Raw genomic sequence first — 11,960 nt, forward strand, 5'->3', positions numbered from 1 at the left:
CATATAGTTTCAGCCGCCTGCAGCACTTGTCTAGTATAACGCCCGCCAGATGGCCTTTCAAGGGCTAAACTGGACATTTTCATTGTGCTTCATCTTATGGAGGCAGCCGAATCCGTGTGCGCGATGAATGGATTTTTCTGCTTGACGAGAGAGGTGTTCATGCTTTAAAGTTTGATACAGGATATTTGAATTAATTAAAATTGAAAATAGCGAAATCTTATCAAGAGCAGGTGGAGGGACTAGCCCGATGAAACCCGGCAACCGGCGGTAACCCGCACGGTGCTAATTCTTGCAGGTCACATTTTCTTTAGAAACTGGACCTGAGAGATGAGAGAGGCGCATATGAATCAGATATGACCTTTCTCGTGCTGCGAGAAGGGTCATTTTTAATATGCCCGGCATCTCAGCAATGATTTTCGCAAACTTCACGAACAGGAGTGAGCAATTATGCCGATTAAAATTCCAGACACTTTGCCCGCGAAGGAGGTTCTTGCGGGTGAGAACATTTTTGTCATGGACGAGAGCAAGGCCTATCACCAGGATATCCGTCCGCTCCGCATTGCGATTCTTAACCTGATGCCGACCAAAGAAACGACCGAAACCCAGCTGCTGCGGCTGATCGGCAACACCCCGCTGCAAGTGGATGTCACGCTCGTTCATCCGCAGTCGCATGTGTCCAAAAACACGTCCCAGGAATATCTGGACATGTTTTACAAAACATTTGACGAAATCAAAAATACCCGCTTTGACGGCATGATTATTACAGGTGCGCCTGTAGAGCAGCTTGAATTTGAGGATGTAAACTACTGGGAGGAGATTCGCAGCATCTTTGACTGGACCCGGACCAATGTGACCTCCACCATGCATATCTGTTGGGCCTCGCAGGCAGGTTTATACCACCATTTCGGGGTTCCCAAATACGGACTGGACAGCAAATGCTTCGGCGTTTTTGCGCATACAGTGAGCAAGCCGCATGTGAAGCTGCTGCGCGGCTTTGACGAAGTCTTCTATGCGCCTCACTCACGGCATACGGAAGTCCGCCGCGCGGATATTGAACGTTTTCCCGAACTGGAACTGCTCTCGGAATCGGAAGAAGCCGGTGTGTATATTGTCGCTACGACGGACGGCAAGCAGATTTTTGTGACAGGCCATTCCGAGTATGATCCGTTATCCCTGAAATGGGAGTATGACCGGGATATGGCCAAAGGTCTGGACAATGTTCCCTTGCCCCAAAATTATTTCCCGCAGGATGATCCAACCTGTACGCCGCCGTCCACGTGGCGGGCCCATGCCAACTTATTATTTTCTAACTGGCTGAACTACTATGTGTACCAGGAGACCCCTTATGACATTGGTGATATCGGGCCTCAAATTTAATAAGTAAAAACGAACAGGAGGATTTATATGGATAACCCAAAATTGAAAATCGAAAGCAGATTAGCCCAAATCGGTTCCGTCAATGAACCTGTAACCGGTGCGGTGAATTTTCCGATTTACCAGTCGACAGCTTTCCGTCATCCGCGGCTCGGACAGAGCACAGGTTTCGATTATATCCGTACCACGAATCCGACCCGCAAGGTGCTCGAAGAAGCAGCAGCGGAGCTGGAATCCGGAGACGCCGGATTCGCCTGTTCCTCCGGCATGGCCGCCCTGCAGACGATTTTTACTCTGTTCGGACAAGGGGATCATCTTATCGTCTCCCTTGACTTGTATGGAGGAACCTACCGTTTGCTGGAACGCATCCTTTCCAAATTCGGCGTAACCGCTTCTTATGTGGATACAAATGATCTCGACGCGTTGGAGCAGTCACGCCGTCCGAACACGAAGGCCGTATTTATAGAAACGCCGACCAATCCGCTCATGATGATCACCGATATTGCGGTGGTAGCCGGCTGGGCCAAGAAGCATGATCTGTTGACGATTGTGGACAATACGCTGCTTACGCCATATTTCCAAAGACCGATCGAACTGGGGGCCGACATCGTAGTTCACAGCGCCACCAAGTATTTGGGCGGGCATAATGACGTCCTGGCTGGACTGATCGTCACCAAAGGAAAAGAGCTGTCTGAAGAAATGGCCTTCCTGCACAACTCGATTGGGGCCGTGCTGTCCCCGAGCGACAGCTACCAACTGATGAAAGGCATGAAAACCCTTGCCCTGCGCATGGACAGACATGAGCAGAATGCCACACAGATCGCACAGTATCTGCTGACTCACCCGCTCGTGACGGACGTATACTATCCGGCCCTGGAGAGCCACCCGGGATATGAGGTTCAAAACAGACAATCCTCCGGGAATACGGGAATCTTCTCGTTTAAGGTCAAGGATGCCAGCCTGGTAGAGCCTTTGCTGCGCCATATCAAGCTGATTGCCTTTGCCGAAAGTCTGGGCGGGGTTGAATCTCTTATGACCTATCCTGCGGTGCAGACCCATGCGGACATTCCGGCCGAAATCAGGGATGCGGTAGGCGTCGACGACAGGCTGCTTCGTTTCTCCGTTGGCATTGAACATGCGGAAGACCTTATTCAAGATCTGGGCAGCGCGCTGGAAGCCGCACGCCGGGAGGTTGAGGAGGGGGCAGTACAATGAGCGGAGACGAGCAACACAAAAAAGAGGCGCAAGAGCTTAAATTCGGCACCCGGCTTCTGCACTTCGGTGCGGAAATTGACAGCCATACCGGCGCTTCCAGTGTGCCGATTTACCAGGCTTCCACCTTTCATCATCATGACATTTTTAACCCGCCGCAGTTTGACTACAGCCGTTCCGGCAATCCGACCCGGCAGGCTTTGGAGGATTATATTGCGCTGCTGGAAGGCGGAGTGCGCGGATTTGCTTACTCCTCCGGGATGGCGGCTATTTCCAGCGCCTTCCTGATGCTGTCGGCCGGTGACCATATGATCGTAACCGAGGATGTGTATGGCGGGACTTATCGGCTGCTGACCCAAATATTGAACAGGATGAACATCGAGTCCACCTTTGTCGATATGACGAATCTGGATGAAGTCAGACAAGCCCTGAAGCCCAACACCAAAGCGGTATATATGGAAACCCCGTCCAACCCGACTTTGAAAATAACGGATATTGAAGCGGTCACAAGCTGGGCACATGAGCATGATCTTATCACTATGCTGGACAATACGTTTATGACTCCTTATTATCAGCGTCCCATCGAAATGGGTGTGGATATCGTTCTGCACAGCGCCACCAAGTTTCTCGGCGGTCACAGCGACGTGCTGGCAGGCTTGGCCGTTGCCCGTACGGAAGCACTTGCTGCACAGCTGAAGCAGCTGCAGAACGGGCTGGGTACCGTACTGGGCGTTCAGGAATCCTGGCTGCTGATGCGGGGGATGAAGACCCTGCAAGCCCGTATGGCACACAGTGAGCAAAGTGCACGCCGGCTGGCCGAATGGCTGCATGCCAGGGAGGATATCAAGGCGGTTTACTATCCGGGCCTCGCTGATCATCCGGGACGCGAAATTCATGAGAAGCAGTCCAGCGGTTACGGTGCCGTAGTCTCCTTTGACGTCGGCTCAGGCGAACGCGCCAAGGCACTGCTGAACCGTGTGCGTCTTCCGATCGTCGCGGTCAGCCTTGGCGCTGTTGAAAGCATTCTCTCCTACCCTGCGATGATGTCCCATGCAGCCATGCCGGGCAGCGTCCGGCTCGAACGCGGTATTACGGACGGATTGCTGCGCTTCTCGGTAGGTCTGGAGGATATCGGCGACCTTATTTCCGATCTTGAACAGGCTCTGCAATTTGAATAAGAATGACCAAGCAAAAACAGTACCTTTGGAATAGGTGCTGTTTTTCACATTGCACCTGTGTTACGATGATAATATAGTGGTTTCATATTTCATTATTTTCATAAGAGATTTTTACAGGATGAAGGATGGGAGGAAGCGACAAATGAGTGGAATAGACCATATCTTAGATAAGGCATTGCGCGGTGAACGAATGAATCTGGAGGATACCATTGCCCTGTTTGAATCCAATGAGGTTGAGAAGATGGGGGATGCAGCAAATGTGATCATGAACCGGATGCATCCGAGTCCGATCAAGACATTTGTCATCGGGCGAAACATAAATTATACGAATGTATGCGACGTGTACTGCCGTTTTTGCGCTTTTTACCGCAGACCCGGTTCGGAGGAAGGTTATGTGCTTCCCGATGAAGTCATTTTTCAGAAGATTCAGGAGACAGAGGATGTTGACGGCACGGAAATTCTGATGCAGGGCGGAACGAACCCTAATCTGCCCTTCAGCTATTACACGGATTTGTTAAAAGCGATCAAGGAGCGTTTCCCGAACATTACGATGCACTCCTTCTCGCCGGCCGAAATTCAGAAGATGAAGGTCGTATCAGACGGTCTATCGCTGGAAGAGGTGATCCGGCAAATTCATGAAGCAGGCCTTGATTCCCTGCCTGGTGGCGGAGCGGAAATTCTCGATGACCGCACACGCCGTAAAATCAGCCGTCTGAAGGGCTCCTGGACGGACTGGATGGATGTCATGAAGACTGCCCACAAAATCGGCATGAACACCACCGCCACGATGGTCATCGGACTGGGCGAGTCGATGGAAGAGCGGGCGCTGCATTTGATGCGGGTGCGTGATGCCCAGGATGAATGCATAACCAACAAGTATGATTCGGAAGGCTTCCTTGCGTTCATTCCCTGGACGTTCCAGCCTGACAACACCAATCTGAAGCTGGAAAGACAAACGCCGGAGGAGTACCTGAAGACAGTGGCCATCAGCCGGATCGTGCTGGATAATATCAAGCATATCCAGTCTTCGTGGGTAACGATGGGGCCAGAGATCGGCAAGAAGTCTCTGTATTATGGTTGCGATGATTTCGGCAGCACCATGATTGAGGAAAATGTAGTGTCGGCAGCCGGGGCTACATATAAGGTCAACATCGAGTCGATCCTGCAGCTGATCCGCGAAACAGGGCATACGCCTGCCCAGCGCAACACCAGATATGATATTCTGCGTGTCTTTGACGAAAGCAGCAGTATTGAGCGCGATTTTGTAATGCAGAACTAAAACTGATATATGAAAAAAAAGCTTGCCACGTGATGAAACGCGGCAAGCTTTTTTTAACCTGTACCGGTGCTTTTTTCTTTCCCTACACGAGGGTCCTTGAACTTGATTACCTTATTCAATGCCATAAATATCGGTTTGGACTGCTTGGTCAGCACCGGACCGAGAATGGCCAGAATGAGGACGTAAATAGCTGCGAAAGGCTGCAGAATCTCCATCAGGCCGCCTTCCCGCCCGAGGTTCGCCATGATGATGGAAAACTCGCCCCTCGATACAATGGTTAGCCCGATATTGGCGGAGGCTTTAGGGGAAAGGGATGCTGTGCGTCCGGCAAGCATGCCTGCCGTGAAGTTCCCGAACAGCGTAACCAGCACCGCCGCAAGGGCGATCCAGACCGCAGTGCCACCAAGGGACAACGGATCGATGGACAGTCCGAAGCTGAAGAAGAACATGGCCCCGAAAAAATCCCGGAACGGCACAATCAGGTGCTCGATCCGCTTCGCATGATCCGTTTCTGCCAGCACCAATCCCACTAGAAGCGCTCCAATGGCTTCGGCCACATGAATCGTCTCCGAAAAGCCGGCCACCAGGAAAAGTGTGCTAAATATCACAAGCAAAAACAACTCATTCGAGCGGATATTCAGTGCTTTATTCAGAAGTGGAACGGCTTTTCGTCCGATCAGGATGACCGCGAGCATAAAGCCCAGGGCGATCAGGGCGGATAGCACTACCCCGCCGATAGAGGAGGAGTCGCTGAGAACAAGGCCCGACAGGATGGAGATGTACACGGCAAGAAAGACATCTTCAAACATAATAATGCCAAGGATCATTTCGGTTTCCGGGTTGGCGGTCCGTTTCAGATCCACCAACACCTTGGCTACGATTGCACTGGATGAAATGGTGGTAATGCCTGCGATGACCAAGGTTTCAGCAATGGGGAAGCCTGAGACGAAGCCCAGGGCAAGCCCCAAAGTGAAATTGATCAGGATATAGATGGTTCCCCCGACAGCAATGGATCGTCCCGATTTGATCAGCCTGCCGACAGAGAACTCCAGACCCAGATAAAACAGCAGGAACAAGACGCCGATTCTGCCCATGAAATCGATAAAGGGCGCACTTTCGATAAAGCGGAAGTCAAAGTGCCATATTTCCATGGCATGAGGGCCGACGGCCATGCCAACCAAGATATAAAAGGGAATGACCGAAAACCGCAGCTTGGCGGAGATCAGGCCTGACAAAGCGATAAGTGCAATGGCCAATCCAACCTCAAATACGATATGGTCCATCCAATCACCCGCTTCCGCTTATCAGGATTTGTTTAAAGCGTTTCTGCTGTTCTCGCTCTCCGACGGCAAGCACAGTTGCTTCCGCCTTGAGAACAACATCAGGACCCGGGTTGATATGCTTTGTTTTTTTGTCTTCCATGACAACGATGATGGATGCGCCTGAGTTTTGGCGGACATCCAATTCACCGATAGTTTTGCCTGCACAGGCATATTGGGGTTCGATCTTATACCATTCAATGATGAGGTCATTAAACGCCATGTCTACACTTTCCAGGTTCTTTGGCCTGTAGGCCATGCCTCCGATAATCGAAGCAATCTGTCTGGCCTCCTGATCCTCAAGTGTAATCATGGATATGCTTTGTTCCAAATCCTCGTAATCGAAATGATACAGTTCACGTCTGCCGTCATCGTGGATAATGACCACGAGCCGGTCCCCGCTGGCCGTATCCATTTGATATTTCATCCCGATTCCGGGCAATGCAGTTTCACGTATTTCCATTGTGGTTAGCCTCCTGAATTCTAATGTGCTGCAGTTCTGATCAATTTATGAGATGATCAGGCACACACCACGAATCTGGAGGTGAATTTCAACGGCTTCAAATAGATTCGCTTGTAAATAATATAAATGATGGGTAAAAAGGGCAAAGAGGGCCGGGGACAAGACCATACCATTAAAATGGGCAAAACGGCAAAGAAAGGCAATGCTTTGGCTGCCGCAATCATTTTGAACCATCCATGGGATTGAGCCCGGATTGCAGGCTTCTGGTAGGTTTCTTTGGGGTGGCTCAGGCTGAAGGATTCCGCCAAGCCGTCGGCCCCCGCACTCATTCCGCGAGCTTCATCAAAAAAAGGGGCAGGGAAGGAAAACAGCATAATGGTGCCAAGCAGCATAACGGTCCATAAACGTACAGCCGAAATGATTGGATTCATTACTCATCCCCCCCCTTGCACAATGTAAGCTTAAATAGCGTATCATGATAACTTTATCATAGAATCCTGATCTTATTCAAATTTGTTTACAAAAAAAGCGCCTGTCATGCCGGAAAGAAATTCACTTTTGACCGGAAGCGCCGCTTGTTTTCACATATTAAGTTCTTGGTCCGAATGGAGCACGGTCTTGTTTTTACCGGTTCGTTTGGCGGTGTAAAGGGCTGTATCTGCTCCCTGAAAGAAATCTTCTTTTCCTTTGCTTTGCTGATACTTATTGATTCCCGTGCTGATGGTTACAGCCGAGTTATCCAACCGTTCATACGTATGGGCGGAGATTTCCCGGCGGATCGATTCAACCGTTGCGAATACTTCTGCAGTTTTCTTTTCCGTAAAAATAACAGCAAACTCCTCCCCGCCATATCTGGCGGCAAAATCATTCGGCCCCGCATGCTTCTGTATAATCGTTGACACGTTCTTCAGTACGATATCCCCTGCGCGGTGCCCATAGATATCGTTGACGCATTTGAAATTATCGACATCAATCAATGCGAGATGAATTCGGAAGGGGTTATCTTCACTGTGAACAATAAGCTTGTCCAAATACTCCTGGAAGGTCATATGATTATAAAGTCCGGTCAGCGGATCGGTTTTGTTTAAATACTCCATCGCGACATTTTGAATCATAAGCTGCTCATTATTTTTCAGTGATTTTTCCAGATGGTTCATCAAAAGCCGATTATATTGTACAATGCTGCACATCAGAATCGTAAGAAAAAAGTGGTAGATGATCAACATGAGCATCTCCTGCGCTTGAAGGCTCCGTATGCTGTCTACATACCAGTAGCTGACGATTAAGGTAATCATGCTGCAGATATAACCGAAAGCAATTTTTTTATACTCAAAGCTGAACGCGGAGAGCAATATAGGGGCTGCCAATATCAGAAACAACGTATTGCTTTCCGGATGAGCAAGTACAGGAATGATCGAGATGCCTGCAATTCCCGCTATCCCTGCGAAATATTTCAGGGGAGAGGGGAGCTTGTCAACAACCATTTTTGTAATAAGCAGGACAAGAAGTTGCAGCCATACCGGGACAGTATGAAGCAAATTTTGCGTCAAGGTATGATATACGTTCAAATCAAAAATGATGGTAAAAATCAGATTAATTACAATAAAAAACAACATGCATTCCAGCGCTCTGCCGGAGGGCTCTCTAAGCCTTTTGACATATTGCCTGAACAAGTTGCGATCACTCTCCGAATCGTCGTAGGCCTGTCGTCCGATAGAACAACAATCAAACTATAACACGTGTAACCGCTCATTGAAATAGGAGAAAGTGAAAAAATAAATGTGCCTGGGCTTCCAGTAGTTCACCTCGTATAACCCTGAACATGGCGCCATATACTTAGAGCAGTCAGTGAAAGGGGTGGGCCAATGGAACTGTTCACGGTATGGACTGAGACTAAAGATCCAATGGAAGCAGAATGTTTTTACCAAGCCTTGAAAGGCAAAGGCAGAGGTTTACATATGTCACGTTACGGATTAAGTTTATCCTTCAGCCAGTCCGGAAACAGAGTGGCCTGGACCTGTAAGTACAAGGGTCGGGAGCAAGCAGATCAAGCCCTGCTTATTCGTGTCAAGACCTTCATGGCAGACGCCATTGCGGGATACATTCAGAATCAATGGGAGTTCCGGCTTCTCCTTGCGGCTGTATCCGGGGAATGCAGGTACATGAGCGGCGAAGAGACGCAAAGAATGCGTGAAATCAGTACCGGGCTGCTCCTGAAGGATCTGAACAACGGCCGCAAAAAAAGAAGGGATATGATTGCCACCTCACTTATGCAGTGCCTTGAGGAGCTCCAGTTCGTTAATCTGGAGGGAGTGATTGGGTTTCGTCTTCCATCGTATAAGCAGGAGCTTCGGGAGCTCGTTGAATACGCTTTGGACGAGTTTTGGGGCGAACGTCAATACGAAGAATTTGTACAATTATTAAAGTATTTTGTTTACTTTCAGGAGAACCATGTTCCACTCGTGCATGTGATTCACGGAGGAGAACAAAGCTTCACCATACTGGATGCGGAAATGAGGCTTTTGAGCCCCGTGCAGGCAGATCCCATTACGATTGAGCTTCCGGGTGTGGAAGTGGGAATGCCGGCCGAGGACATGATTGTCAGCACCCTGATATCCATCGCTCCAGCACGCATCATGCTGCATACGCAGGATCCGAGCGCCTTTGTTGTGCATACCTTGGTGAATATATTTGAAGATAAGGTTGAGCTGTGCCGCTTCTGCCCGGATTGTGGGACCTGGATAAGGGATTCGGATCATCTTGACGGAAAAGAAGTGGAGAATTATAATAACTGTGAATCAGGGTCACTGAAACGGGTGAACCCGCATTTTCCAGAAAAAGCTGAGACAAAGACAAGAACCAAAGACAGGCCGTCCCAGAGATGAGGAAACATGGTGCTGAAATTTCCTTACGTTACCGGCTTTGGTTTACCCCTTTGTAGCTGCGCCTCCGAACCCCGAATGCCGGGCATTAAGATGCGCCGGGCCCGTTCCCGTTACAGGACGCCAATGAGGGCAGTCAGTATGAATAGCGGCTGATTTGCCAAAATAGGGTGGAACCACGAGAGCAAACACTCGTCCCTTTTACGGGATGGGTGTTTTTTGTGTTCACAAAAAGGAGGAAACAGAAAATGGCAGTTCGTATTCAATTGCCCGACGGCTCTGTTCGTGAGTATGCGGACGGGAGCAGCATCGACGACGTGGCCGCTTCGATCAGCAGCGGCTTGCGTAAAAATGCCGTAGCAGGCAAATTAAATGGAATCGTGGTAGATTTGTCCACCCCTTTGACAGAAGGGGCACAGATCGAAATCGTAACCCAGGACACACCGGAAGGGCTTGAGGTTATCCGCCACAGCACTGCGCATTTGCTTGCACAGGCAGTGAAAAGACTGTTTGGCAGCAAGGAGGTGCATCTGGGCGTGGGTCCTGTGATTGAGGATGGCTTCTATTATGATATGGATCTGGAGCATGCGCTCAATCCTGAAGATCTGCTCAAGATCGAGAAGGAAATGGAAAGAATTTCCGGTGAAAATCTGCCGATTACCCGTAAAGAGGTGAGCCGCGCGGAAGCGTTGTCCATTTTCACTGAAGTAGGCGATCCGTACAAGCTGGAACTGATTCGTGACCTGCCTGAAGACAGCGTAATCTCCATTTATGAGCAGGGAGAATTTTTCGACCTCTGCCGCGGACCACACGTGCCATCAACCGGCAAGCTTAAAGTGTTCAAATTGATGAATGTGGCTGGCGCATACTGGCGCGGGGACAGCAAGAATAAAATGCTGCAGCGTGTATATGGCACTGCTTTCGTGAAGAAGGCTCAGCTGGATGAACATCTGCACATGCTGGAGGAAGCGAAGAAGCGTGATCACCGCAAGTTAGGCAAAGAGCTTGGCATGTTCACCTTCTCACAACTGGTAGGACAGGGGCTTCCGATCTGGCTGCCGAATGGAGCCAAGCTGCGCCGTACGTTGGAGCGCTACATTGTTGACCTTGAGGAAAAACTGGGCTACCAGCATGTATACACACCGGTCCTGGGAAATGTGGAGCTGTACAAGACATCCGGACACTGGGAGCATTACCAGGAAGACATGTTTCCAAAAATGGAGCTGGATAACGAGGAGCTTGTGCTTCGTCCGATGAACTGCCCGCATCATATGATGGTATACAAAAGTGAAATGCGCAGCTACCGTGATCTTCCGATCCGGATTGCCGAGCTTGGCATGATGCATCGTTATGAGATGTCCGGCGCGTTGACCGGACTGCATCGAGTACGGGCGATGACGCTCAATGATGCGCATTTGTTCGTGCGTCTGGATCAGATTAAGGATGAGTTCAAACGGGTGATTGAGCTGATTATGATCGCTTATAAGGATTTCGGCATTCACGATTACCGTTTCCGCCTTTCTTATCGTGATCCACAGGATACCGAGAAATATTTCCAAAATGACGAGATGTGGAATACGGCGCAAAGCATGCTGCGTCAGGTCGTTGAAGAGATGGGGCTGCCCTTTTACGAAGCGGATGGCGAGGCGGCATTCTATGGCCCTAAGCTGGACGTACAGGTAAAAACCGCTCTCGGCAAGGAAGAAACGCTGTCCACCGTGCAAATTGACTTTTTGCTGCCTGAACGCTTTGAGCTGGAATATGTCGGCGAAGACGGGCAGAAACATCGCCCGGTTGTTCTCCATAGAGGTATTTTGGGTACCATGGAGCGCTTTACGGCTTTCCTGCTGGAGAACTTTGCAGGCAATCTGCCGCTCTGGCTGTCACCGGTTCAGGTTAAAGTTATTCCGGTTTCCGGCAACTACGAGGACTATGCCCGCGAGGTGGAAGACAGACTGCGCCGTGCAGGGGTTACTGTGGAAGCTGATCTGCGCAATGAGAAGCTGGGTTATAAGATCCGTGAAGCACAACTGGAAAAAATTCCGTACATGCTCGTTGTTGGTGAAAATGAGAAAAATGAAGGCAGCGTTTCTGTGCGCAAACGCGGGCAGGGAGACCTGGGCGCCAAGCCGCTGGACGAGGCCGTATCCATGCTGAAGGAAGAGATTGCTGCCCGCAGCATTTCCTGACATTTATTTTTCGTCCTCTGCTGTATAACGGAAGAGAACTCTGGAAAACCTTTCATGAGGGAGG

At 49.9% G+C, this 11,960-nt stretch carries 10 protein-coding genes and 1 riboswitch; of the genes, 6 read left to right on the forward strand and 4 right to left on the reverse strand.

Going from position 1 to position 11,960, the window contains the following annotated elements; translation table 11 throughout:
- Positions 1–214: 214 nt before the first annotated feature.
- Positions 215–334, forward strand: a riboswitch (SAM riboswitch).
- Positions 335–447: 113 nt separating this feature from the next.
- The 4 genes from metA to mqnC all read left to right on the forward strand — a co-directional run bounded on the left by metA (position 448) and on the right by mqnC (position 5,043).
- Positions 448–1,377, forward strand: coding sequence for a homoserine O-acetyltransferase MetA (metA, locus tag ACE5LO_RS07920; protein WP_375356027.1), 930 nt, complete (start codon positions 448–450; stop codon positions 1,375–1,377).
- A gap of 27 nt (positions 1,378–1,404) precedes the next feature.
- Positions 1,405–2,589, forward strand: a complete 1,185-nt coding sequence (locus ACE5LO_RS07925; protein WP_375519486.1) for a PLP-dependent transferase — start codon at positions 1,405–1,407, stop codon at positions 2,587–2,589.
- Positions 2,586–3,764, forward strand: coding sequence for an aminotransferase class V-fold PLP-dependent enzyme (locus ACE5LO_RS07930; RefSeq protein ID WP_375519487.1), 1,179 nt, complete (start codon positions 2,586–2,588; stop codon positions 3,762–3,764). The genes ACE5LO_RS07925 and ACE5LO_RS07930 overlap by 4 nt, the downstream gene beginning before the upstream one ends.
- 142 nt (positions 3,765–3,906) lie before the next feature.
- Positions 3,907–5,043, forward strand: a complete 1,137-nt coding sequence (gene mqnC / locus ACE5LO_RS07935; protein ID WP_375519488.1) for a cyclic dehypoxanthinyl futalosine synthase — start codon at positions 3,907–3,909, stop codon at positions 5,041–5,043.
- A gap of 53 nt (positions 5,044–5,096) precedes the next feature.
- Here mqnC and ACE5LO_RS07940 read toward each other — a convergent pair whose 3' ends face one another.
- The 4 genes from ACE5LO_RS07940 to ACE5LO_RS07955 all read right to left on the reverse strand — a co-directional run bounded on the left by ACE5LO_RS07940 (position 5,097) and on the right by ACE5LO_RS07955 (position 8,498).
- Positions 5,097–6,326, reverse strand: a complete 1,230-nt coding sequence (locus ACE5LO_RS07940; RefSeq protein ID WP_375519489.1) for a cation:proton antiporter — start codon at positions 6,324–6,326, stop codon at positions 5,097–5,099.
- 4 nt (positions 6,327–6,330) lie between these two features.
- Positions 6,331–6,825: a cation:proton antiporter regulatory subunit gene (locus tag ACE5LO_RS07945; RefSeq protein WP_355316815.1), complete on the reverse strand. Its 495-nt coding sequence runs from the start codon at positions 6,823–6,825 to the stop codon at positions 6,331–6,333.
- 56 nt (positions 6,826–6,881) lie between these two features.
- Positions 6,882–7,256, reverse strand: coding sequence for a hypothetical protein (locus ACE5LO_RS07950; protein ID WP_375519490.1), 375 nt, complete (start codon positions 7,254–7,256; stop codon positions 6,882–6,884).
- Positions 7,257–7,406: 150 nt separating this feature from the next.
- Positions 7,407–8,498, reverse strand: coding sequence for a GGDEF domain-containing protein (locus tag ACE5LO_RS07955; protein ID WP_375519491.1), 1,092 nt, complete (start codon positions 8,496–8,498; stop codon positions 7,407–7,409).
- A 285-nt stretch (positions 8,499–8,783) separates the two neighbouring features.
- Between ACE5LO_RS07955 and ytxC the strand changes: the two genes are divergently transcribed.
- Both ytxC and thrS read left to right on the forward strand, forming a co-directional pair.
- Positions 8,784–9,710 carry a sporulation protein YtxC gene (gene ytxC, locus ACE5LO_RS07960; protein ID WP_375519492.1) on the forward strand — a complete coding sequence of 309 codons (927 nt, stop codon included), beginning with the start codon at positions 8,784–8,786 and terminating at the stop codon, positions 9,708–9,710.
- A gap of 245 nt (positions 9,711–9,955) precedes the next feature.
- Positions 9,956–11,896, forward strand: a complete 1,941-nt coding sequence (gene thrS, locus ACE5LO_RS07965) for a threonine--tRNA ligase (RefSeq protein ID WP_375519493.1) — start codon at positions 9,956–9,958, stop codon at positions 11,894–11,896.
- The last annotated feature ends 64 nt before the right edge of the window (positions 11,897–11,960 follow it).

It is taken from the genome of Paenibacillus medicaginis (genome assembly GCF_042138635.1).
Taxonomy (GTDB): domain Bacteria; phylum Bacillota; class Bacilli; order Paenibacillales; family Paenibacillaceae; genus Paenibacillus; species Paenibacillus medicaginis.